The organism is Paenibacillus dauci (assembly GCF_000971985.1).
Lineage (GTDB): Bacteria > Bacillota > Bacilli > Paenibacillales > Paenibacillaceae > Saccharibacillus > Saccharibacillus dauci.
Map to the genome: position 1 here is coordinate 587,440 of NZ_LAQQ01000005.1, position 25,539 is coordinate 612,978.

Consider the following 25,539-nt stretch of genomic DNA (forward strand, 5'->3'; position numbering starts at 1 on the left):
GTTCCTCCTGTTTGCTCATATCCACATCCTTACTATCTTACTCCTCCAACTTAACCTGCTGCAACACATCCGGCTTAGATTCTTCCGGTTCCCGGCAAACAGCATAGGTCACCCAGTTACCGCGGAGTTCAATATCCTTGTCGTCCTTGTTTTCCTCGATGGCCTGAGCTACTGCCTTGCGTGCAAGAATATTCCATCCTGCATAGCTTTCATCCAGAATCTCCAGCAGACGTTCCGTACTCAGATTAAGCTCAATATTGCCTTCTTCGACTTTATCCGTCTCCTGCTCGACCTGCTGCACCGAAGACGTCATCGAAATAAAGTGAATTCCGCCCATTCGTGTCCCTGCCTGCATATGCTCCAGTACCCGCCGGAATGACTCTTCCGAAGACAGATGCTCCAGACAGCCTGTTGCAATAATATAATCATAGCTGTCCTTCTCAATAGAATAATTCTCTACATCATGGGTAATGGCCTGAATCCGGTCTTCTACCTCATACTTGGCAGCATACTGCTTCAGCTGATCGATCGCATCTTCCAGCAGATCCACCCCGGTTACCTGCCCGCCCTGCGTAAGCTGCTGGGCTACCGGTATTGCATGCCTTCCTACTCCACAGGCCAGATCAAGCACATGAGGGGCAGGAGTATATTTAAGCAGACGCTCCAGCAGCTCCATAACGAGCGGGGTAGGCTGGGATATCCAGCTGCCAGATTCGAACAGCTCATTTTCCTTGTAAAATTGTTCATGGTATTTAGCTTCTGATTCTCTTGCTGTATCAAATGATGCACACATAATCTATCACTCCTGTTTTCCTCTAATTTGATCCTGCAGGTAAACGGACAGCACAGTATATTCTCCTGCAATGAACACCCGTTCCATTTACTTAAGTACCATTACCCACAACGAAGGATTTTCCTACATAGTGATAGTCATATGGCCCGTTGTTGATGCTGAATCTATAGATATCCCCGTCTATATAGAAGAAAAATATTCAGTTGCTATATTAGTATTTCTCGATCCTACTAATTTGCCTATACCAAAAAGAGTCTGTATGCATTATGCATAACAGACTCTACTTTATATGATCAGTATGGACATCTTAATTCACCAGCTGCTCCAGCTCTTGCTTTGCCTTTTCGTAAGCAGGGAACAAAGCCTCAACCATCTCTGGTATCTCCTGGATATCTTGCTGACGGGATCTTTTCTCAATTTCGGATAGCAGCTGAGACAGATGGTTAATACCAATACTGAGGCTGCCTGATTTCAGTTCATGTGCTGCATCTGCGAGTGCTTCGGCGTCACCTGCTGCAGCAAGCGTGCGCAGCCGTTCCAGCTTCTTTGGCGTCTCGCTCTGATACATCTCAATCAATGTACGCAGTACTTCCGGATCTCCGGCTTCATTCAATTCTATAATTTCCTGAATCACACTCATATCCAGGATCTTCTCCGTAACCGTGACAGGCAGCCATTTATGCATAATACGGGTCAGGCTGTCCAGATTCACCGGTTTGGTTAGAATATCATCCATGCCTACATCCAGACAGCGCTGCCGATCTTCCTGGCTGGTGTTGGCTGTGAGAGCAATAATCGGAATGGCAACCCGCATCTCGGCTGCTTCCAATTCGCGTATTTTACGTGTCGCCTGAAATCCATCCATCACTGGCATCCGATTGTCCATTAGCACCATCAGATAATTATGACTGAGATAAATGGACACTGCTTCCTGTCCATTACTCGCTGTATGCACATTCGTAATTCCCATCTTCTTCAGCTGAAGCTGAATAACCTGGCTGTTAATCGGGTTATCTTCTACAATAAGAATCGGTTTTTCAATCTGTCCGATAGCCAAAGGTGGCATTGCAGATTCTTCCTGGCGGCCTGGCTGTTCGGTTCTTGTTGGTCGTGTTTGAACCAGCAGTTCGGCTTCTTTCGGACTTTTCTTAAGCGGAATATCAAACCAGAACGTAGAACCTTTGCCTTTATCGCTTTTCAAATCAATTGTTCCTTCCATTAACTCTACCAATGACTTACAAATGGAGAGTCCCAGCCCGGTTCCTTCCACATCCTGCTGCTCCGGCCGATCTGCCTGTGCATAGGGCTGGAATAGATTCTTTTGATGATCCGGTGCAATACCGATGCCTGTATCAGACACCTCAATGTGGAGGGCTTGTGAATTTGCACTATTTTCTTTCAATTGTATGCTAATTTCAATTTTGCCGTTTTTGGTAAATTTATTCGCATTGCTGAGCAGATTTAGCAGAATCTGACGAATTCTTCCGCCATCTCCGATCAGATCACTTTCGACCCGATAATCGATAAATGCAGAGATTGTATTCTCGTTCTCTCTTACCTTTGGTTCGATCAGACGAATAATATGATCGAGTAACAGACGCATATTAACCGTACTCTCCTGCAATTGCATTTTACCAGCTTCCATTTTGGACAGATCCAACATATTATTGATCATCCCCAGCAGAAGTTCGGCCGACTCCTGAATGAGCATAACCGAGCGCTTATGTTCATCGGACAAATCCGAAGATAGCAGAATATCTGCCATACCGATCACACCGTTCATCGGTGTACGTATCTCATGCGTCATAATTGCCAGAAAGCGGGCCCGTGCATGATTGGCATGCACCGCTTCTTCCCGCGCTGCTGTTAGCTCGGCATTGCTTTTGGCCAATAGACGCTGCAGATTGACCAATTCACTGTTCATCGACGAGAATTCAGACAAAATCCGTTCTTCCTGGTGTTTGCTATTGATAATCTGGTGGGAAAGATCTTCAATCGTTTTGCGCAAAACCATGATTTCATGCTCTGCATTTGACATTGTATTCATCTTCCCTTCCCTCTATTCCGGCTGATCCGGTTATCCGAGTTCTGCCACAGGTACCAGAATATCAGCCAATTGAATCGCTTTATTCGCATCCGGAGCATAACCATCTGCTCCCACCAGTTTCCAGAGACCCTGATCTATATTAAAAGGCAGCCCTCCGACAATAATCTTGATATGCGCTGTCTTCTCGGAAGCCCGAATCTTCTCAATCAGCTCGTGAACGAGATGAACATGAAATGTCATCGTTACCGAAATGGCTACCATATCCGCCTTATAATCTGCTATGGATTGAATCAGACTGTGATCGGGAACATTGGCTCCCAGATAATACGTATCCCAACCGTCCATTTCAAAAAAGTCGGTCAGCATCCGAATACCAATCTCATGCTGCTCTGTGCCGACACAGGCGGACACCAGACGACGAGGTCTGCCGGAACCACTTGCTTGCAGCCAGTATGGATACAGTCTGGAGATGATACTCTGTGTAGCTGCTGTACAGTAATGTTCCTGTGCAACATTTATCCGGCTAATCTGCCATAACCGTCCGATTTCATATTGTGATTTTTGAAAAATATGAATATAAATATCTTTTATGGATATTCCTTGATCGAGCAGAGTGATAATAAGTGTATACGCTTGTTTGCGGTCTGCTTGCAGCAGATATTCCAGATACTCTCCCGCTTCTGCTCCGAGAGTGGAATTGACCATGATATAAGATTGTTGAAGTTCTGCTGTCTTCACATGGTCAATGCCCATATCCAGATAATCCACTACCCGGGGCTTGTCATGATGTTCGAAATGCTCCAACAGCACCTTTTTAATCGCAACCAGGTTAACGATCAGATCTTCTTCGGTCACCCGGTAACCGCTTAAAAGTAATTTGAGCCAAGAGATATAGTTTATGAACAACGCAGGGCTCTTCATAAGTACGCTTTCGGCTAAATAACTCAAGCTATACAATGAATCCTGTTTTGTTCGCTCTCTACCCTTGGCTCCAAAACGCTGGTACAGATCTGGCTGCTTCAGGTACTGCATATGTGTCACCTGTTCTGCAAGCCGGTCTGCTTCTATAATTAATTGTTGTCCTGCTGTTTCTTTTTCCTGTAAGGCCATCTGCGGACACCTCCTGACTTGTCAGTGAAGAGGACTACTCCGCACGTACCAGATAACGTCTGACAGAAGGCTTGATATCTGTTAATTCCTGATCCGGATAATTGCTTTCCAGTTCATGTATACGCTTGAAATCGGAACCCTGTACCCAGGTCATATAACTTTCTTTGGTATCCCAGGACATGTGAACGATCAATTCACCCGGTGTAGTCTCACTCTGAAGAAGTTGAAAAGATACAAATCCCGGCTGCCGATCCACTGACCTGCTGCGGTTACGGTAAACCTCCACCAGCTCTTCGGCTTTGTGTTCCGGCACCTGGACAATGGATTGCACAATATACACGAAATGATCTCCCCCAAGCGAATTACGAGCTTATACCATATTAATAGGCTCGTCAAGTTAAATGCCTGCAACTGCGTTGGTCCCTATTTAGTAGTCATTAGTGAAATTTTCCCATAGATTGCGTAATTAAGCAAGTTCCGATACAACCAATTTAGCTACGTCTGCTAACTGCCTGTCCTATATAAACGGTCCAAAACACCCTGTATACCGGGGATTTATAAGTGATTGCTAACTATAAACAAAAAAACACAGCAGCAAGCGCATACTGTGTTAAAATGTAATTCTTTTGTTTTCTTACTTATATAGTAGTTTGCCGGAACTTTCGAAGTTTCTTTGCATCCAAAAATACTAATTCGTAGAGTTCTCTTGCTCCTGATAACCATTCATCACTTCATACAAGCGTTCTGCTGCACGATCATCAAAGCACAGCTTCAGATTATTATCCGATTCCCTGGCAAGCACAGCAGAGTAAGCATACATGGTATGTTCATACTCTTGTACCGCTTTGTCCATATCTTTGTGACGAGTGATGGACAAAGCCAGTTCCATTGCATCCCGTAAAGCCATATTTACTCCTTCTCCTGCAAAAGGAGACATCAAATGCGCAGCATCACCAATCAATGTAACACCAGTGCGCGATTCCCACACCAGACCAACAGGTAGCATATAGATTCTTCGAGGCAGAATTTCTCCATCCGCAGAACGAATATACTGCTGAAGTTCTATACTCCAGTCTTTAAAATAAGCAAGCAGCTGCTGCTTCGCCTGTTGAGGCTGATCGAATGTTATACCTGAATGGTCCAACCACTCTTTTTCTACACGAAAACTGAGATATACCCGTATACGTCCATCCCCATTCAATTGGGCAATGATTCCACGATGATCTCCCAATGCAAATAATTTGCCCTGCCGATTAAAGGCTGCAATCTCCGGGTGTTGATGTACAGCATCGTTCAACCAGATTTCGATCATACTAATACCGCTGTACTTCGGCTGTGCATCTGTTAATAAAGAGCGGATATGGGAGAACGCCCCGTCTGCTCCTACGACCAGATCGGCATTTGCTTTCTTGCCATTTTCAAATTCCAATTCCCAGGTGCGGTCTTCCAGTGAGACCGTCTGAACCAGTCGATATCCCCATTGAATCGTATCTGGTGGTAGTGCATCCAGCAGCAGACGGCATAACGCTTCACGATCGATCTCCGGGCGGGTACCTGGATGATCGGGATCAGCGATTTCATCTAAATAGATATGTCCCTTTTTATCCAGTAGACGGAAGTCTTCACCTTCATAACGTGCCAATGCCTGAAATTGCTCATATAATCCAGCTTCCTGCAACGCTCGCTGACCAGAGTCATGATGGATATCAAGTGATCCACCCTGCTGACGGGCTGACAAAGATAATTCACGCTCATAAATAACCGAAGAAATCCCATGACGCTGAAGAATAAGAGACAGCATCATTCCACCAGGTCCTGCTCCAATAATTGCTACCCGCTTGTCAGACCAATAAGATGTACCCATTTGTTTACCTCTTTTCTGAATATAATAAAAGGGAGATCATAATAAACCTGTCTACATATTTTGATTGAGCTTGGTTAATATTTTACGCAGCATTACTGCTTCCTCTTCGCTTAGCGCCTGGGTAATACTCCGCTCAACTTCCAAAAACATTTCCATGAATTCTTCGTATAATTGCGCAACATGAGGCATTACATATAGCTGTTTTTGACGTTCATTATGCTCAGGTATAACTCTTCTGATATACCCTTTTTTCTCCAGTCCCTGCAGCATACTGGTAATGCTGGCTCCTCTACGATTGAATTGCTCTGCCAGATCCTTTTGAATTACACCTTTATCCTGATGTTCGTAGATATATCCCAGGATCTGACCTTGCTGTGCATTCAAGCCCAGCTCCATCAGTTTTAGATCTGCTGTATGTTTCAGTTTTGTACCAATCTCACGGAACAGATCGGTATACGGGGTCGTTCGAATTTCTTCTTTCATAATCCTATACTCCTTTCCAAATAGTTAGATTTCTAATTGTTTTATTATAATAACAGTTAGAACTCTAACTGTAAAGCCAATAAAAAAGCCCAACCGGTAGAAATTCTACCGATCAGACTATTTTGCCAGCGGCTGCAAAGCCCAATTTTTTTAAAAGCGGAATCACCTGTAACTTTTCCTCATGATCCAGTCCGGCCATTGCATGTTGAATCACTTGTTTGTGACCAGCAAAAATACTTTCAAAGAAATCCCTGCCTTGCTGGGTCAGTTCCGCAAAAATAACGCGGCGGTCTTCCTCACAGGCTCTGCGGCACAACATGTTTTTCTTTTCCAGTTTGTCTACCACATACGTAATATTTCCGCTGGAGATCAGTACTTTTTCCCCGATCTTTTGCAGTGGCTGGGATGTCTCGCTATGATACAGGAAATCCAGCACCCCAAATTCAGTAGGATTCAGTCCATAACTTTGAATATCACGGTGAATATGCGTCATAATCGACTGATACGTACGGGATAATACTATTAATAAATGAAGGGATTCTTTCTCATCCATCTCATTATTATTCGGATTATTAATGTTCATTTCGGCTTCCATCATACTTCCTCCTCTCTGCTGAAGACGGTCAGGCACAGTCGTACCCTCCCCATGAGTATATAAGAGCGCCTGCAAGAGTTCTTCTTTATTAATGAAATAAAGAGTATGAACCAACTGTACAGACGCTACCTATTTTAGCATATCACTTGCTTATTGCCTAAGTTTTATTCTATTAAAAATTAGAAGCCTTTTGCAGTCTCGGCAGCTTGTTCCAGACCTTCAGCAACGATCTGCTGGGAACGATCAGGGAACGCGTTATGACCTTCGATAATAAATTTCTCTACATCTGTAATACCCCAGAATCCGAGCAGTGTTCTTACATATCTTACAGCCAGTTCGATGTCTGCTCCTGGACCTTCGGAGTATACGCCACCACTAGCATGCAGAAGCATTACTTTTTTGCCGCCAGCCAGTCCTACAGGACCTTCTGGAGTATATTTGAATGTTTTGCCAGCTTGGGACAGGTAGTCAAAGTACGTGTGCAGTACAGCAGGAACTGTGAAGTTCCACAGTGGGAAAGCAATAACAACTTTCTCAGCAGCAAGGAACTGGTTCATGTAACGGTTGATGCGATCTACAGCAGACTGCTCTTCGGAAGTCACTTCCATACCTTGGGAAGCTTTGAAGTTGGCACCCAGTACGAATGCATCGTAGTAAGGAGGGTTTTCTGCAAACAGATCCAGTTCTTCCACTTCATCCTGTGGATGAGCTGCTTTGTAGCTGTTCAAGAATGCTTCATACAGTTGAACGCTGACTGCCTGATCGGCAGGACGGTTATTTGCTTTGACGAATAATACTTTGGACATATTGATATCTCTCCTTCAATTTCACGATAAATTATTAATTAGTAAATCTTAATTTAAAGATAGTATAAAAAACACGTTTTGTCAACAATAAATTTCTACTTTAAGATATTTTTCTATTCCTCTATCGTTGAGATGCTGAGAGGGATAGCTAGGCATGTTAAAAGAGGCATCAATCTATATAGAAGAAACTAATTGATATATTCCGAACCTAATCCAACAAAAAACACCTTGCGATCAGCTGTTACCACGCAGCAGACTACAAGGTGTTTTTTGATTTTAAAATATTGTTGGTGTCATTACGTTACTTTTCATTACAAAAAATGTATAAATATCCGATATACAATGTGTATATCCGGTACTTTACTTATTTGCCAGCACGCAAAATTTCAATCGTTCCACTATTGTAGGCAATTACTGCCGTACTGGCCATGTTGATAAATAGCCCATTATCGACAACGCCGGGAATATCATTCAATTGACGGTGCATACGCGCCGGATTCAGAATTTCTTTGAAATGACAGTCTATTGTATAGTTGCCGTTGTCCGTGATAAACACTTCACCGGATTCTGTTTTGCGTAGTACCGGTGTGCAGCCCAGACTTGCCAGCTTTTCGATGGTCCACTCATGGGCAAAAGTAACGACCTCTACCGGCAGCGGGAAAGCACCCAGACGTTTGACCACTTTGTTATCTCCGGCTACGATCATAACCTGGCGACTGCGGGCTGCAACAATCTTCTCGCGCAACAGTGCTCCACCGCCACCTTTGATCAGATTCAGATCCGGATCTATTTCGTCGGCACCATCAATCGTCAGATCTATCTGTCCTACTTCAGCGAAAGGAATAATAGGGATAGACATCTCTTTTGCCAATTTTTCTGATTCGACCGATGTGGCAACCGCTTTGATATGTAAGCCCTGCTGTACGCGTTCTCCAAGTTTGCGAATAGCGTACACTGCAGTTGAACCGGTACCCAGTCCAACCATCATACCGTCTTCTACCCAATCGACTGCTTTCTCTGCAGCCAGCTGCTTGATATTCATGTTAACGTTTCACTCCATCACTCAAATTTGTATAATCGTCCATTTTCGTAGTCATCCTGCATTTATCTGCAAATGTAGTCAGCTCATCCATGGATTTCATGGATCATTTGAACTATACTAGGGACTGGTGAATATACACAGTCCAATCCTGCCGATTCACAACTCAAAGGAGCCACTCATATGCGAACCGAAGATCAGATTAAATCCAAGCTAGGCGAATTGAACACGCAAAAAAGAAATCTGCAAGCCCGACTCTCCACACTCACGCCGGAAGCTGCGGCGTACACTTCCCTGAATGAACAACTGGCAAGAATTGATGATATGACCACGATGCTGGAATGGGTACTTGACCCGCCTCAGGGCAAATACCATACCTGATTTGCTCTATGGTACATTTTAGCCCAAGTAAATCAGAATTACAAAATCAATTTGATGCTGATTCATACTCTTCTGATAACTTTTTATATTTTTGTTTCATTCCCAAAAAATAGTTTATATAGATATAGTCTATTTAACCCATGCTTTAAGAACTATTTATGATTAAAAAATAAAATTTCTATGTGCTATAACATATTCCACAACAATTTCCGACATATTATTTTGTGCACATCACCCACATGCCAGTTCATTTTTGCAAATGAAGGTGCTATTGTAAAATATTACTTGGCAATTAATGGTTCCAAATACCTAAATAACTTAATTGGTATTGAATCTATCTCGTTGCACACCATGTTTACGGAGTCTTTGTCCATAAGGCCTTGTTATATTGATTTTATTACCACAAACAGGAGTGAGAGAATTGAAGAAGATAAGCAGTATGTCTTTTTTTACGAAAAACCTATTAATCTCGGCGATCAACATTTTACTTATTGGTGTTATTTTGCTGGTCAGCAGTTACTTCACTCAGAAGACTATTCTGATTGATCAGCTTCATGGACAGATTCAAGCCGTAACCGATACCTTTGCCCAAGGGATTACAGCCCAGCAAGTACAACAAGCCATGGCTGAAAAAAGTTATGAAGGTGCTACCCAAAGTGAACTTCGCGCTTATCTGGATAATGTTAACAAATACAATCCTAATATTGCTCAAGCCTATGTATTCGGTACAGAGCTGACTAATGGTAATCAGACTTCTCTGGTGGCAGTTCCAACTAAGCTAATGGAAGCTCTTAAAGAAGGTAAAATGAACATCGGCGACATGTATGAACAGCCCGAAACGATCGCAAATGGTGTAAAAGAAATGCTGTCCACCGGCCAGACTACTTTTACAAGCTTCTATTCCGATGATTTTGGACTCTGGACTACTATTCTGTATCCAATCAAAAATGCTAACGGTGAAATCTTCGCCTACTTTGGTGTAGATGCAGATGCAAGTGCAGTACCGGACGGTCTTCATCAACTGCTGGTACGCGGAATTACAATCATGGTTATTTTCCTGATCCTGATCTTCCTGATTCAATTCTTCATCGTTCGCAAAACACTTGCACCGATCCGTGAATTGATTCGTGGTATTGAAGAAGTGAGCAAAGGAAATCTCGATATTCATATCAAGACAGGTACCGATGATCTGGGTATTATCAATCATAAATTCAACGAAATGGTAGCCAAAATGAACGGTGTTATCGTTAACGTTCAATCCGCTTCCAAACAAGTTACCGAATCTGCCAAGATGCTGATGGACAGCGCTTCTGACCATAGCAGCCGTTCTCTGACCCTGATCTCTAATATCCAGGAAATTGCAGATGGCATGAAATATCAGGAATCCGCTACTGAAGATACAGCCAAATCGATGACTGAAGTATCTACTGTTATTCATACTATTGCACGTAATTCTTCCAATGTATCAGATGAAGCTTATGCGATGGAACAGAAGTCTTCCCAAGGTAATGAAGTAGTAGCTGAAGTAACCAACCAGATGACCCTGATCTCCGAATCTGTACATGAGACTGCCAAAGCAGTCGAGCTGCTGGAAAGCCGCTCTCAGGAAATCGGCAATATTCTCGGCATCATTACCGGAATTTCCGGACAGACCAACCTGCTTGCCCTGAATGCATCGATTGAAGCTGCACGTGTTGGTGAACATGGTAAAGGATTTGCCGTTGTTGCCGGTGAAGTTCGCAAACTGGCAGAACAATCTTCCGAGTCCGCCAACCAGATCAGCTCTCTGATCGCCGAAATCCAGACCGAGATCCAAAACGCTGTAACCTCCATGAAAAAAGGAACTCTGGAAGTAGAACATGGTATGTCGATTGCTAACCAAACTGGCAAACTATTTGCCGATATCCATGATGCAACCAAAAAAGTAACGGAACAAATTCAGGACATTTCCAGTGCGACCCAGGAGATTTCTGCAGGTACCGAAGAAATGACTGCAACTACAGAAAACCTGAAATCGACAGCAGCTGCAGCCGCCGCTAACAGTGCCAAAGTATCGGAGCATGTGGAAAGTCAAAAAGCTACAGTCGTATCTACCTCTGAGGCAGCCAACCAGTTGTCTACAATGGCAGAACAGCTGCAAGAACTGATTTCACACTTCCATGTACGCAAAATCGATTAATTATTGTTGATCCTGTCATAGCCTGAAAAGAATGCCCTCCATGATTTTGATGGAAGGCATTTCTTTTCACGGTTCATTGGCTATATAACCTATATACATCTAATCCCTATCCATGCTTCATTCATATTGCCGTACTACAATAACTGTGCTTATCACAGCACAGATTAGTCAAACCAAGGAGAGATTACCATGTCCCAACCGGAAATTGTGAATCTACTAACTACTTCGACCCAACTTCCAGCCTTACAGATTCCGCTGGACAACTCCAGACAATGGCAAAAAGATACATTTGCTATCCATCGCTTTGATCTGGGCCAGTCTATTGCTAAATATATCCACCAGTTGAAAAATCCGCTGGAAAAAGAAGCTGTTTTGCTAACTGGCTATCTTGGCTGGATTCACCGGATGTCTGCCGAGCAAGAAACTTCTGCTTTATTCGCTTCTGCGAGCGGTACACTCCCTGTAACCTTATCTTTTGAAGCATCACCACGTTTTGAACACATGGTCAAGCAAGTATATGATCAGCTAGTTGGGGAGAAATCGCCTGCTCCGGTACAGAGTGAGACTGTATTCAGTTTTGGGCTGACCATTCCGGCTCAACCGGGACAGCTTATTAACTGGGCGATTGAAGAACGTCCTTCTTCTCTAACGGTTGTTATTGAATATAATGATTCACTGTTCAAACCTTCGACCATCGCCCGTTTCTCTGCCTATTATGTACGTCTGCTTGAAGGGTTGATTGCCCAAATGACGCTGCCTGTAGGTGCTGTCGATATACTCAGTGCCGAAGACAAAGTGCTGTATGCTGCATTAAATAACACGGTTGCACCTTATAATGAATCCCAGACATATCATGGCTCCTTTGAACAGGCAGCTCATCAATATCCTGATCATTCGGCTGTGAGCTTCAGAGATGTCACTTATACCTATCGCCAGTTAAATGAACAGGCCAATCAGGTAGCACATCTTTTGCTTAATCAAGGACTTCAAAAAGGGGAATTTGTAACCATGTTCCTCGATCGCAGCATCTACAGTGTAATCAGTCTGCTGGGAATTATGAAAGCAGGCGGAGTATATGTTCCGGTAGATCCATCCCATCCTGATGATCGTAACCATTATATTATACAGGATACCCGATCTGCATTTGTGGTAACCCAGCATGCCCATTACAACAAAGTCCATGAACTTACGGCTGGTATTGCCGCTATGCGCGGAATTATCAGCGTTGAATATGTGAATTCTTCAACTACTTCCGAGTCACTTAATAATCCTGATATCGATGTACAGCCTGATGATCTGGCTTATGTAATCTATACTTCCGGCTCGACAGGCAAACCAAAAGGTACACTGATTGCCCATCGTGGCGTAGTCAACCTGGGACAGATTCTCAAAGAACAATTTGCTATTACACCAGAGGATATCATGGCGCAGTTTGCCAGCTACAGCTTTGATGGCTCGGTCTGGGATACGATTGCTCCACTGTTCCACGGCGCGCATATGTATATGCTGGATGCGGATGAGCGAGTATCGATCGAAGAATTTGCTATTGCTGTGAATCGTACACAATCAACGATTATTACAGCTCTGCCGACTGTATTTTTTAATCAGTTATCCGCTTATCTCTCGGAGGAGGGATATCGCAATCTGGCCAGCCTTCGCTTGGTTGCTGTAGCCGGAGAAGCATTGTATGGTGAGCGCGTACGTGCTTTCCAACAGAATTTTGGAGCTCCGGTTCAGGTAGTAAATGCTTATGGACCTACCGAATGTACTGTATGTGCGACCATGCATAAAGTCAGTGAGCTTCTTCCTGAAGATGTAGTTAATGTACCGATCGGTCGTCCTATTCACAATTACCAGATCTATATCATGAATGAACACCAACAACTTGCTCCTGTAGGTGTGCCTGGTGAAATGTACATTTCCACAATCGGCATTGCCAGAGGTTATCTGAATCAACCGGAAAAGACTGCTGCTGCTTTCCTGCCTCATCCAGAGCAGGCGAATGAACTTCTTTACCGCTCCGGTGATCTGGCGAAGCTGCTGTCGGACGGTACAATCGAATATGTAGGCCGCAGCGATTCACAGATCAAAATCCGGGGACACCGGATTGAAATCGGAGAAATTGAAGATAATCTGAATAAATATGACAGTATTCAAGATGCAGTTGTCGTTGCCAAAAAAGACAGTTCCAACCAGAATATGCTGGTCGCTTACTTTACAACCCAGGATGGCAGCCTCCTGTCGCCGGCAGTGATCAAGCAATTCCTGTCTGACCGTCTACCGTCCTACTTTGTACCACGGTTTATCTGTCAGCTGGATGTAATGCCTATTTCTCCAACTGGCAAAGCGGAACGCAAAAAGCTGATTGCCTATCCGAATACCGAAGTGCAAGAGCAGCCTGCCGGCTACGTAGCGCCGCAAAATGAAACTCAGCAGCGAATTGCCGATGCCTGGGCACAAGTACTGAATAAGCAGGAGATTGGCATTCATGATGATTTCTTCTCGATCGGCGGAGACTCCCTGCATGTTATTCATGTGCTTGTTCTGTTGAAGCCCCATTATCCGAGTCTCAAAATTGCCGATTTCTTCGAACACAAAACGATTGCCGGTCTGGCAGTCTGTGCTGCAGAAGAACAAGTAACCGAAGAATCTGTACATGCAGAAACGCTGCCAATCCGGGAATTGACCGATCTGGTAGAGTATCCGGAGACTGTCAAAGGTACTGACCTTCCAGCGCTTCGTACCGCTTCCCATGTGCTCATTACCGGTGCAACCGGCTATCTGGGCTCTTATCTGCTGCATGAACTACTTCAGCAAAGCGAAGCACATGTATATGCCCTGGTACGCAAATCCGGTAACGCCAGCAGCATGGATCGCCTCAAATCGACTATGGAACTGTATTTCGGACGCAGTATTTTGAATGGATTCGAAGAACGGGTAACTGTAGTAGAAGGCGATCTTGAAGCAGAACGTCTTGGCCTTAGTGATGATGATTACCTGATGCTGACCAAGAACACGGATGCGATTATTCATAGTGCAGCCGATGTACGACATTTTGGTGATGCTGAACAATTCAAAAAATCCAATATCTTGTCGACAGCTGAGCTGCTGGAGATTGCCAGCAAACGTCCGGGTGTACGTTTCCATCATATTTCGACCATGGGAATTCCGGAAGATCTGTCGCTGGAAGGCAAATGGGATCAGGTTATTGAGCAGGGCTATCTTTCGAAAGATCTGCAAGCGACCAATCTGTATACCAATAGCAAGCTGGAAGCCGAGAAACTGGTTATTGAGGCTGGCGAACGCGGCATCCCCGTAAATATTTACCGCGCGGGCAATCTGTCCAGTCATTCGATCAGCGGCAGCTTCCAACGTAATATTGACAGCAATGCTATGTACCGGATGATCAAAGCCATGCTGCTGCTCGGCAAAACACCAGCCGTTAATCAATGGATGGACTTTACTCCGATTGATTATGCAGGCAAATCGATTATTCATCTGGCACTCCAGGATGATACAGCTGGTCGCATATTCCACATCTGTAATCCACAGCAGCTTCCATATGCTGAACTGATTGCACTGATCAATGAAGCAGGCTATATTGTAGACACTGTACGTCAGGAAGAATATGAAGCTTGGCTGCTGGATCCGACTACCATCAAACCTGCCGAAGCCATGCAGCTCGCCATGGCTCAGCTTGAAGGTGACGGTGCCAAAGATTCTCCTTATCGCCTTGCCAATCCGGCAACGGCTGCTATTCTTGAACAAGCAGGCATCTACTGTGCAGCGCCCGATCGTCAATTTATTGCTGCCATGCTAAGCTATGCAGCCAACATCGGCTACTTCCCTGCTCCGGTTATGCTGGAGAACAAGACTGTTCAAATGAATGAAGTTGTATAAACATTTTCTTTTGTTTAATATAAATAAGTACAAAAACCCTGACTGTTTGATTGTCAGGGTTTTTGTATAATATATTTTGAAATATCGATAAATCCTCTTTTTGTGTACATTTTCTATAATAATCTACCGATAAATTACATAATACGACAAAATAATACATTTCGAATAATAACTTGTAAATAATGTCGAAAAATGTTACTATTAAGTTAATCACTTAGCTAAAAATCGGTTATTATAATAAAAGCAAAGACTTTATACCTAATTTTATTGAGGAGATAGACTCATATGAAACTGGAACCTGCAATTCATAAATGGAAAAAGACAACGATTACTATTGCAGCAACGTTGCCATTATTTGCTGCTCTGCTGCCTTCCCTTTTATCCCATTCGACAATTGATTCTTATAATGCACCAACCCAGCGCTACCTGGTTGCCTACTCTGGAGAAGCCGGCAAGCAGGCAATTAGCCAGCTTGCCGACACCGATGTAACTATGCTGGATCAATTGCAAATGGCTGCTGTCGATCTGACTGCTTCACAAAAAGATCAACTGATTCATCAAAATGGAATTACCAGCATCCAACCGAATGAAGTATATGCTTCAGCCGCCCAGGCTTTTGCTCCAACAGTCAAAGCTATAACGGTCAAACCCAATGAACAAGCTTCCTGGGGGTACGGCATGATCGATGCACAGATACCTCTCCAGGCAGGTTATACCGGTAAAGGTATTAAAGTAGCCATTCTTGATACAGGCATCTCGGCTCATCCGGAACTGAAAATTGCAGGTGGTGCCTCCGTTGTAAATTATACATCTTCCTACGCCGATGATAACGGTCATGGTACATTCATCGCCGGCGTTATCGGTGCACAGGATAACGGCAGCGGTTTGATCGGTGAAGCTCCAGATGCACAGATCTACGGCGTCAAGATTCTGGATAGCAAAGGCAACGGTTCTACCGAAGATCTCGCCAAAGGGATCAACTGGGCTATCCAGAATCATATGGATATCGTAAATATGTCGATTGCCTTCCCTCAAAACTCTCCAGCTGTAGAACAGATGATTGCTACTGCAGACGCCAAAGGCATTCTACTGATTGCTGCTGCTGGCAACAAAGGCACAGCGGATGCCACTACAGATACGATCGAATATCCTGCCAAAAATGCCGATCAGGTTATTGCAGTCACTGCGGTGGATGATACACTGCAGCGTGCCACATTCTCTGCCAGCGGTCCTGAAGCAGATGTAGCTGCTCCCGGAGTAAGCATTGTAAGCACAGCCAGCAACGGCAAATATGAGCTTCGTAATGGTACCTCTGTAGCCGCTCCCTTTGTAACAGGAATGGCTGCTGTACTCAAACAGGCTCATCCGGAACTGACCAATGCCCAGCTGCGTGAAGCAATCGAGAAAAGCAGTATCGATCTTGGTCAACCTGGCAAAGATAATCTATACGGATATGGAATGATTAGCTTTAACCATCTGTTTGACCAAACGATCCTCCCTGCTTCCAAGTAAACAGAATTCTCTTATCTGAAATCTATCGGCAGAAATACAGCACACCTTCCCACAGCTTTGGGAATCGGATCGATGCTCAGGATGAGTACCAGTTTCCATAATAGCTTCACATTATATCCAAAAGAGCTGCCTTCCCAAGTGGAAAGCAGCTCTTTTGGATTGACTATCATGATGAACCATCCTCGAGGTAAGGGCAGTTGCATTTTCATTTCTTCAACTTCTATCCAAATTCCGACTGGATCTGAAGCTGTGTCAGATTTCTCCGACAGAGACATTCCTGCCCATCCACTGCAATTCGTTATCCATAATCACATAATCCGTCCAATTCAGGTCTTCACGTACCCAATCGTGATATTCCAGCACCTGTCTATACAACAGCTCCAGCGAGCCTCTGGACGGCTCTGTCATCAGCTCACTTATAGTCTTCAGCAGTCCGTCCGGCTTTTTGCGGGCATGTTCCAATGTATGTATAAGCCATTTATGACCGGGGTACAGCATTTCATTGTGAGCCAGAATAAGCCTTCCTCCAAACAGGATCAGATTCATGACCGACTGACGCAGCAGATAGGGTTCTTCCGTTACAAAAGCTTTGCAGCATTCCTGATACCATGCTTCGAATTGGGCATAAAAACGATTGATATTGTCCTGCTTTTGCTGAAAAGGATATTCCGTAATATCATTGATCCGACTTCGCAGATCAGATAATCGCGAGAATACAATCACTACTTCCATAAATGCAGCCCGTGCAGGCTCGCTGCCAAAGCGCGCGACTTTGTCCATATATCCCGGTGAAATGTACCTCCCGGTTATGCCCTGAACGGCAGCACCATCCTGATCGACCTCCCGGTAGTGTAAAGATCCTTTTTGCAGACGCTGTTCGAATTCCTCATCCGTAATGATAATCATGACTTCCGGCCCTGCCGCCTCGCTTGTCGTGCTGTATATTTCAGTGCCTCTCAGCAGAACTCCCAATATGGAAGGATGCTTCTGCAGATGTTCACTCCATTTCGATAAATTACCCGAAAAAATACTCATAAAGACCTCCTTCTATCTTTCTTCTAATTGATAATGATTATCATTATTAATTATTAAAATCATTGTATATGAACATCCCCTGTTTTGGCAAGGGATTGTGAGCAGAATGTGTCTAATTACAGAGCTGATCCGTTGATATTTTGTAACAAAACTCTTTATAGCCCATACAAAACAGGCCTTATCGCTGTGGATAAGACCTGTTGTACATACATTTGAAAATAAACTAATTGCTAATTAGCGGATCAGATCTGAATGCTAAACGTGTAATCAGGCTTTGGGATGAATCATTTTGGATGGATCAACGTACTCGTTGAACTGTTCTTCGGTCAGCAATCCACTTTGAAGAGTCGCTTCCTTGAGTGACAGCCCTTCCTTATGTGCATGCTTGGCAATTTTCGCTGCATTCTCATAACCGATATGCGGATTGAGTGCTGTAACCAGCATCAAAGAGTTATCCAGATTATGCTGAATTTGCTCTGTATTCGCTTCAATACCAACCGCGCAGTGATCATTGAACGATACAATGGAATCAGCCAGCAGCTGCACCGATTGCAGGAAATTGTAGATGATTACTGGCTTGAACACATTCAGTTCAAAGTTACCCTGGCTGGCTGCAAAACCAATCGTAGCATCATTACCCATCACCTGAGTCACTACCATCGTCATCGCCTCGGATTGGGTCGGATTGACTTTACCAGGCATGATAGAACTACCAGGCTCGTTGGCAGGAATCGTCAGTTCACCCAGACCGCTGCGTGGGCCGCTTGCCAGCCAGCGCACATCATTGGCAATTTTCATTAGATCGGCTGCCAGTGCTTTCAGCGCACCATGAGCATATACCACTTCGTCATGACTGGTCAGCGCATGGAACTTGTTTGGCGCCGAGACAAACAGCTTGCCAGTCAGTTCGGAAATATTGGCTGCGACCAGACGTCCAAAGTCCGGATGGGCATTGATACCTGTACCTACTGCTGTACCACCAATCGCCAATTCCTTCATCTCTGCTGTGCTGGTATTAATCATACGGCTGCTCTTGTGCAGCATAGTCTCCCAGCCACTGATTTCCTGACCCAATGTCAGCGGAGTAGCATCCTGCAGATGGGTACGTCCAATTTTGATCAGATCCATAAACTCTGTAGCCTTTTGCTGCAACGTCTCCTGGAGACGGGCAATAGCTGGCAGCAGGATATCTTCGACAGCCAGTACACCTGCTACATGCAGTGCAGTCGGGAATGTATCATTGGAGCTCTGGGACATGTTCACATCATCATTGGGATGAAGGCGCTCGGTTTTGCCAGCTTCCTCGAGCAGCTGATTACCACGGTGGGCAATTACTTCATTCACATTCATGTTGGACTGGGTACCACTGCCTGTCTGCCATACGACGAGCGGGAAATGCTCATCCCATTTTCCTGTCAGAATCTCATCGGCTGCCTTAACAATAGCCTCGGATTTGTCGGCTGACAGTTTACCCAGCTTTTCATTCGCCAGAGCGGCGCTTTTCTTGAGAATGGCAAAAGCATAAATAACCTGAATCGGCATGCGTTCTCCACCGATTTTGAAATTTTCTTTGCTGCGCTGTGTCTGTGCTCCCCACAATTTATCGGCAGGGACATTAATTTCACCAATTGTATCCTTCTCCACACGGTATTCCACTTGAGTGAATCCTCCTTTGGATCGAATCATCTGTAATTGTTGTAATCAATTCGTTTATGAACCTCTATAATTGTAACGCTTACATACTCTAAAAATCCACCAATTTTGTATAAATGTGACCATTCTGCTGTATCCGGCAAATTGCAAAATCATTGCATCTTGTCTGCTGCCGTTTTTCATTCCATATTGAACCTGAAGTAGACATGATCCTTTTAATCGGGAATACACCAGTCAATCGGCTGCATACCATGTGATTCCAAAAATGCATTGGCTTTGGAAAATGGCCGACTGCCAAAAAAGCCCCGATGTGCAGATAGTGGACTCGGATGCGGTGAAGTAATAACAAAATGCTTATTACGGTCAATCTGAGCTCCCTTGCGCTGCGCATGGCTGCCCCAGAGAATAAATACCACCGGTTCCTCCCTTGTATTCACAGCTTCCACTACACGGTCTGTAAAGGCCTCCCAGCCTTTGTTCTGATGCGAAGCAGCCTGGCCTCTGCGCACTGTGAGTACAGCATTCAGCAGCAGTACCCCCTGCTCTGCCCAATGAATCAGTGAGCCATGCGCCGGTACTGGACAACCGAGGTCCTCATGCAGCTCCTGATAAATATTATGTAGAGAAGGCGGTACAGATACACCAGGTTTGACCGAGAAACTGAGTCCATGGGCCTGCCCCGGTCCATGATACGGATCTTGTCCGAGAATAACTACCCTTGTCGAAGCGAGCGAAGTATAATGCAGCGCATTATAGATATCGTACATATCCGGGTAGATTGTCTGGGTGCGATATTCCTGAGCCAGAAATTGCCGCAGTTCCAGATAGTATGGCTGACTCAGTTCCGACTCCAGCACCTCTGCCCAGTCATTGCGAAAAATCGTTTTGCTCATGCGTAGACTCCTTTGCCATGCAGATTGCAAATAACAGTATTCAAGGTTGTAGATTTCTTCTATGTATTATTAAAACATATCCGGCCGAATTCCAAAAGCACACACAAACAGCCCTTTCTCTCCAAGAAAGGACTGTCCGGTATAACCATTTATTCAGCAAAAATTACAGGCGAGATTTGAGGAACGTATCCATGAACTTTTTGAAATCACGGCTCACTGTATTAAGATTGCTAACCACGGTGCTGAATTCATTAACCAGCTGTGCCTGTTCATTTGACGATACGGCAATAGCAGAGATTTCTTTTTCCATTTGCAAAATGGACTGCTGTACGCCTCCCAGTGAGCTCTCGATATTCTGGGTAGCATTTTTGGTATCGACAGACAATTTACGTACTTCGGAAGCAACAACGCCGAATCCGGCACCAGCTTCGCCGACACGGGCAGCTTCAATAGCAGCATTCAGTCCAAGCAAGTTGGTTTGTTCCGAGATTTCACGGATAAATCCGGCTACCTGATTGACTTCTTTGGAGTTTTCTACTGCTTTGCTGGTATTGCTCTGGATCTCCGCAGTTGTAGCAGACAGCTGTTGGGATTGCGCTGCAATCAATTGGACCATATCGCTCAATTGATTACTGATTTTCTCGATTTCTACGGTTACATTCGACATAAAGTCATTATGCTGCAGCGTGTAAGCTGAAGCGATGGCTCCGACGATATTGCCTTTTTTGTCCTTCAGTGGCACAGATGTAGCATCAAGTGCAAACCCGTAAGCCGATGCCGGTACACGATTGACAGAGATTTTACCATTGCGAAGCGCATTATTGAGGTTAACATCATCTGGAGAGATTGCTGTACCTTTTAACTTTAGATCCAATTCCTTGGCTGGTTTGTAATATTTGAATTCTTTGAGATCTGTTACGCCGAGCATCAGATCGTCGCCAACGACATGTTCAAAATATTTCATACATTCGACAACCATATCCACAATATTCATTTCATTACCGGAAGCAAATTCCTGGGATTCGTTTTTATAATTCATAGCCATCTGTTATTCATTCCTCCATCATATATGCTTATATCCTGTCAGCTGTGCCTACCTCGAATAGAATCAGGCGATCTGGCTGCTGTTTGGATTCGATAAAATAGCCCTTAATTTAATTTCGTCCGCACGGGATCATAAATGAATAGCTAAGACATTAAAGTTTAGGTTTTGAGTCATTGCTCTACACATCCAAATAGGCAAATTCGACTATGGATACCGCTTTCAAAAATGGATACGCCGGGAACGGGTTTTAGCTGATGAAAAATGTATAGGACTTTATATGTAATCTTGCATGGATATCTCGGTACTTTACTGTAGAACAATACTTTTAACTAAAAGTATTTACTTTTTAACTCAATATGATTTTTTTATCATATGCTATTTACACGCTTACAAAATCATTTACACAGCGATAAACTAAAAAAATTAAAAATATTTTTTATCTCTTTTGAAAGTCTCATTTTGACATTAATAATCGTTTTTTGCTACTATATGTTGATTATTCAAATCGATAAAATCAACATATCGGTTTGGTTTTATCTTTGAATGATTGTAAAGCGAAGGTCAAAACCTGTTGGACCCATTGTGTGAAGTTTGGAATTGTGGTAAAAACTAAATATAGTAATAATTTTTAAGCGATTTGTACGGACAAATAAACATCTGGTATTGGGTGTACATATGTATGGTAATGGGTAATGTACACATATGCATCTCCCGATAGCGCAGTTGATGATGTCGCTGGCAAGTTGCAATTATGCTTAGGCGCTATACACTATATATATCTACTGAGGAGGAAAAGAGAAATGAAATTTTTCTTGGACACAGGTAACATTGAGGAAATTAAACGTATTGCCCGCTTGGGAATCGTAGACGGTGTAACCACTAACCCTTCCCTGATCGCCAAAGAAGGTCGCGTATTTAAAGATGTAATCGACGAGATCTGTGCAATCATCGACGGACCAGTAAGTGCTGAGGTTGTTAGCCTTGATGCTGAAGGTATGTTGAAAGAAGCTCACGAGATTGCAAAATGGGCACCAAACATCGTTATCAAACTGCCTATGACTGAAGAAGGTCTGTATGCTTGTAATCAGCTTTCCAAAGAAGGCATCAAAACAAACGTAACACTGATCTTCACACCTGCTCAAGGTCTGATGGCTGCCAAAGCTGGCGCTACATTCATCAGCCCATTCGTAGGCCGTCTGGATGATATCGGTATCGATGGTATGCAGCTCATCCGTGACCTGCGTCAAATCCTGGACACTTATGGTCTGAAATCCGAAATCATCGCAGCAAGTATCCGTAACCTGGAGCATGTAAGAGAAGCAGCACTGGCTGGTGCACACATCTCTACAATCCCTGGTACACTGGTACCTACACTGTGGAAACACCCACTGACAGATAGCGGTATCGAGCGCTTCCTGAAAGACTGGGAAACTGTTCCACAAGCAAAAGAAGCAGTAAAAGAAGAAGCAGGATCCAAATAAGTAAATTTTTATTTAAAAATGTAACTTATTGGATCTCACCTTCCGATATAGTATATATGAAACCACACACCAAAAGCGGGAATCGTAATGATTCTCGCTTTTTCTATTGATAATTTTAGTTGCATTAATTATAATTGCATTAACATCTATTTTATTTAAGTTACTTATTATTTAAAATGTAATGCTTATTTCGAACAATCTAATGCTTATCCTGAAAGGAGCTGTAGTATGAAAGAACTGGATTCGATCGGATTCCTGCTGGGCAGCACATACCGCAAAGTAAGTAATATGTTTGCGAGCCGGCTCAAAGAATACGATATTACACCGGAGCAATGGAGTATCCTCTACTATATCTGTGCACGTGAAGGAATGAATCAGAAAGAGCTCGCTTCCCATGCATATAAGGATCAGCCGACCACTGCACGTATTCTCGACGTACTTCATCGTAAAAATCTGATCCGCAAGGAAATTGATCCACAGGATCGCCGGGCTTTTCTCGTGTATCCCAATGCAGAAGGTCGTCAACTGATGGAAAAAGCACATGAGATTGAAAAAGAACACAATGACAAGATCGCTTCGATGGTCACCCCGGAGCAAATGAACGAGCTGCACGAGCTGCTGCGAGAACTTCGGTCCCGTCTGGAAGAAAATCCGAGTCATCTGGAATAGAGAAATGGAGAGAAATAAATACTATGGAACAAATGGAACGCACCAATCTGGCCCAATCGACTACAGAGCAGCAGGATTCTCCTGTTGCTCGTCTATGGACCAAAGAATTTTTGATACTGACTGCCTGTAATCTGCTTGTTTTTCTGAATCTGCATATGATTCTGTCTTCTCTTCCGCTGTATATGCGCGAGCATTTTCATGCGGGAGATTTTTATGTAAGTCTCTGTACCAGTTTGATGGCATTGGCTGCTATTATTTCCCGTCTTTTCTCTGCCCGAGCGCTAGAACTGGGCAAACGCAATATTATTCTGTTCGGTGGTCTGGCTATCGCGCTGTTCGGAACGGTCGGTTATTATTTTAGCGCGACTATTATTGCCTTACTGGTAATGCGCGTTATTTTTGGATTTGGCTTCGGAATGTACAGCACCACTTTCCCTACAATGGTATCGGATATTATTCCGCGTAACCGTATGGGTGAAGGCATGGGCTATTTTGGATTGTCTACGACCATTTCCATGTCGATGGGACCACTGATCGGGATGTGGATCGAAAAGCAATATGGATTTACTCCGCTGGTCGCGCTAGGTTCGTTATTTATAATTATTCTGTTTCCACTGGCCTATAAGCTAATTGCCGGACAGAAAAAGCAGGCGCGTATAGCAGCGGATTCGCTCGCAGCCGAGACGGTCTCTTTACCTGCCGAACCGAAGCGGCCAGCCTCCAAGTTCGAGAAAAAGCTGTTGCTTCCGAGTCTGCTGAATTTCCTTATGTCGCTTACCTATGGTGGTCTGGTGAGCTTTATCGCTCTGTTTGGCGGAGAAGCCGGCATTGCCAATCCGGGATACTTTTTCCTGTTTAATGCCCTGGCAGTGGTGCTTGTTCGTCCTTTCTCCGGTAAAATCTATGACAGCAAAGGCCCCAAAGCATTGGTGGTTCCAGGTGCGGTTATGCTGATCCTTGGTCTGGTATTGTTGTCCTTTGCCCATTCTACGCTTGGTCTGTTCGGCGCAGCACTCTGCTATGGGATAGGCTGGGGCGCCCTGCAGCCAACGATGCAAACCTGGATGATTCAGGTAGTCAGTCCTCATCAACGCGGCATGGCCAATGGTATGTTCCTGAACTCACTGGATCTGGGAGTAGCGCTCGGTGCCATGATTCTGGGTACGGTAGCGAGCCTGACCAGCTACACTTCGATGTACCGCTTCTCTGCGTTGTTTATCGTACTGTATATCGTAGTTGGTATTCTGTATATGGTCAAAGCAAAAGGGACACCTGCTCAGAGTCAGAATGTGCATATCAAAGTTAAATAAAACAACCTGATCCTCTCAAGAAGCTGCAACCGTGCTGCGATACATGCTAATCATTCTTCAGTGCTATTGTCAGTTTCGCCCAGAAAAAAGAAGCCAGCCGACTCCCTCCCTGTCTTTACAGCAAAGCAGACGATCATCGTGGATTTCATTTATACCCTCTCCTTTATCTGAATGCAGGGTTAGTATAAAATGAACTCAAACCAAAAAACGTATGCACGATGTGAAAGATACGATCAGGGAGGATAGCGCAGCGATGAGTATGACCGAATACAAAGGAAAAGTGAAAAATATTCAAGATACGCCTTTTGGATATACACTGTCTGTAATTGGCGGCAAATGGAAGATGGTTATTCTGTATCTGATTGCTGAGAATGAGACGATCCGATTCAATGATCTGCATCGGCAGGTCGGAACCATTACCTACAAAATATTAAGCGCCCAGCTTAAAGAACTGGAAGCCGATGGACTGGTATTACGCAAGGAATATCCACAGATCCCTCCCAAAGTAGAGTACAGCCTGACTGATAAAGCGATGACCCTGCTGCCTGTGTTGGAAGGGTTATGCGAATGGGGCGCTCGCAATCAAGATTGCTGACAAGAATGCAGCATTCGGCTATTTCTTCTCACAATAGATATTATTACTGCACTATACAAAAAAGGACTTCGATGTATAAACTGTACCCTTTGTAAAGGACATTTCAAAAAAAGGTTAGGACACGTGAAGAAGCTGTTGCCTGTATGTTG

At 44.1% G+C, this 25,539-nt stretch carries 22 protein-coding genes; 8 read left to right on the top strand and 14 right to left on the bottom strand.

The features are described from left to right. Positions 1–37: 37 nt before the first annotated feature. The 9 genes from WH46_RS20370 to rpiA form a co-directional block, all read right to left on the bottom strand. Complete coding sequence (locus WH46_RS20370; RefSeq protein WP_046228080.1) at positions 38–793, bottom strand: class I SAM-dependent methyltransferase; 756 nt, start codon at positions 791–793, stop codon at positions 38–40. A 307-nt stretch (positions 794–1,100) separates the two neighbouring features. Next, entirely contained in the window at positions 1,101–2,840 is a 1,740-nt protein-coding gene (locus WH46_RS20375) for an ATP-binding protein (RefSeq protein ID WP_082208469.1), read from the bottom strand. Between the two features lie 30 nt (positions 2,841–2,870). Beyond that, positions 2,871–3,950 carry a cobalamin B12-binding domain-containing protein gene (locus WH46_RS20380; protein ID WP_046228082.1) on the bottom strand — a complete coding sequence of 360 codons (1,080 nt, stop codon included), beginning with the start codon at positions 3,948–3,950 and terminating at the stop codon, positions 2,871–2,873. A gap of 34 nt (positions 3,951–3,984) precedes the next feature. Next, entirely contained in the window at positions 3,985–4,290 is a 306-nt protein-coding gene (locus WH46_RS20385; protein WP_046228083.1) for an antibiotic biosynthesis monooxygenase family protein, read from the bottom strand. Positions 4,291–4,638: 348 nt separating this feature from the next. Next, positions 4,639–5,814 (bottom strand): FAD-dependent oxidoreductase, encoded by a 1,176-nt coding sequence (locus WH46_RS20390; protein ID WP_017813588.1) that lies wholly within the window; start codon positions 5,812–5,814, stop codon positions 4,639–4,641. 51 nt (positions 5,815–5,865) lie between these two features. After that, the gene (locus tag WH46_RS20395) at positions 5,866–6,297 is read right to left on the bottom strand and encodes a MarR family winged helix-turn-helix transcriptional regulator (RefSeq protein WP_017813587.1); all 432 of its coding nucleotides are present in this window, start codon (positions 6,295–6,297) and stop codon (positions 5,866–5,868) included. A gap of 112 nt (positions 6,298–6,409) precedes the next feature. After that, on the bottom strand, positions 6,410–6,892 hold the full coding sequence (locus WH46_RS20400; protein WP_017813586.1) for a MarR family winged helix-turn-helix transcriptional regulator: 483 nt from the start codon (positions 6,890–6,892) through the stop codon (positions 6,410–6,412). A gap of 179 nt (positions 6,893–7,071) precedes the next feature. Next, complete coding sequence (locus WH46_RS20405) at positions 7,072–7,698, bottom strand: FMN-dependent NADH-azoreductase (RefSeq protein ID WP_017813585.1); 627 nt, start codon at positions 7,696–7,698, stop codon at positions 7,072–7,074. Positions 7,699–8,062: 364 nt separating this feature from the next. Then, complete coding sequence (gene rpiA, locus WH46_RS20410) at positions 8,063–8,740, bottom strand: ribose-5-phosphate isomerase RpiA (RefSeq protein WP_017813584.1); 678 nt, start codon at positions 8,738–8,740, stop codon at positions 8,063–8,065. Between the two features lie 180 nt (positions 8,741–8,920). Between rpiA and WH46_RS20415 the strand changes: the two genes are divergently transcribed. From WH46_RS20415 to WH46_RS20430, 4 genes are all read left to right on the top strand, one after another. Continuing rightward, the gene (locus WH46_RS20415; protein WP_017813583.1) at positions 8,921–9,118 is read left to right on the top strand and encodes a hypothetical protein; all 198 of its coding nucleotides are present in this window, start codon (positions 8,921–8,923) and stop codon (positions 9,116–9,118) included. Between the two features lie 439 nt (positions 9,119–9,557). Next, entirely contained in the window at positions 9,558–11,297 is a 1,740-nt protein-coding gene (locus WH46_RS20420; RefSeq protein ID WP_046228142.1) for a methyl-accepting chemotaxis protein, read from the top strand. A 189-nt stretch (positions 11,298–11,486) separates the two neighbouring features. Continuing rightward, on the top strand, positions 11,487–15,197 hold the full coding sequence (locus tag WH46_RS20425) for a non-ribosomal peptide synthetase (RefSeq protein ID WP_082208471.1): 3,711 nt from the start codon (positions 11,487–11,489) through the stop codon (positions 15,195–15,197). A 285-nt stretch (positions 15,198–15,482) separates the two neighbouring features. Next, a complete protein-coding gene (locus tag WH46_RS20430) occupies positions 15,483–16,709 on the top strand; it encodes a S8 family peptidase (protein WP_017813580.1) in 1,227 nt (408 codons plus the stop codon). Between the two features lie 11 nt (positions 16,710–16,720). Here the strand turns inward: WH46_RS20430 and WH46_RS24170 are convergent, their stop codons facing one another. The 5 genes from WH46_RS24170 to WH46_RS20450 form a co-directional block, all read right to left on the bottom strand. Beyond that, positions 16,721–16,984 carry a hypothetical protein gene (locus WH46_RS24170; protein WP_156172320.1) on the bottom strand — a complete coding sequence of 88 codons (264 nt, stop codon included), beginning with the start codon at positions 16,982–16,984 and terminating at the stop codon, positions 16,721–16,723. Then, entirely contained in the window at positions 16,962–17,744 is a 783-nt protein-coding gene (locus tag WH46_RS20435) for a hypothetical protein (RefSeq protein WP_046228084.1), read from the bottom strand. Before WH46_RS20435 ends, WH46_RS24170 begins: the two co-directional genes overlap by 23 nt. A gap of 267 nt (positions 17,745–18,011) precedes the next feature. Continuing rightward, complete coding sequence (gene fumC / locus WH46_RS20440; protein WP_046228085.1) at positions 18,012–19,400, bottom strand: class II fumarate hydratase; 1,389 nt, start codon at positions 19,398–19,400, stop codon at positions 18,012–18,014. Between the two features lie 212 nt (positions 19,401–19,612). Beyond that, the gene (locus tag WH46_RS20445) at positions 19,613–20,290 is read right to left on the bottom strand and encodes a uracil-DNA glycosylase (RefSeq protein ID WP_017813576.1); all 678 of its coding nucleotides are present in this window, start codon (positions 20,288–20,290) and stop codon (positions 19,613–19,615) included. A gap of 163 nt (positions 20,291–20,453) precedes the next feature. Next, on the bottom strand, positions 20,454–21,335 hold the full coding sequence (locus WH46_RS20450; RefSeq protein ID WP_017813575.1) for a methyl-accepting chemotaxis protein: 882 nt from the start codon (positions 21,333–21,335) through the stop codon (positions 20,454–20,456). Positions 21,336–22,135: 800 nt separating this feature from the next. Here WH46_RS20450 and fsa point away from each other — a divergent pair. The 4 genes from fsa to WH46_RS20470 all read left to right on the top strand — a co-directional run bounded on the left by fsa (position 22,136) and on the right by WH46_RS20470 (position 25,390). Next, a complete protein-coding gene (gene fsa / locus WH46_RS20455) occupies positions 22,136–22,816 on the top strand; it encodes a fructose-6-phosphate aldolase (protein ID WP_017813574.1) in 681 nt (226 codons plus the stop codon). Between the two features lie 228 nt (positions 22,817–23,044). Next, positions 23,045–23,485, top strand: a complete 441-nt coding sequence (locus WH46_RS20460) for a MarR family winged helix-turn-helix transcriptional regulator (protein ID WP_017813573.1) — start codon at positions 23,045–23,047, stop codon at positions 23,483–23,485. A 32-nt stretch (positions 23,486–23,517) separates the two neighbouring features. Then, complete coding sequence (locus tag WH46_RS20465) at positions 23,518–24,795, top strand: MFS transporter (protein WP_046228145.1); 1,278 nt, start codon at positions 23,518–23,520, stop codon at positions 24,793–24,795. 253 nt (positions 24,796–25,048) lie between these two features. Further along, complete coding sequence (locus tag WH46_RS20470; protein ID WP_017813570.1) at positions 25,049–25,390, top strand: winged helix-turn-helix transcriptional regulator; 342 nt, start codon at positions 25,049–25,051, stop codon at positions 25,388–25,390. The last annotated feature ends 149 nt before the right edge of the window (positions 25,391–25,539 follow it).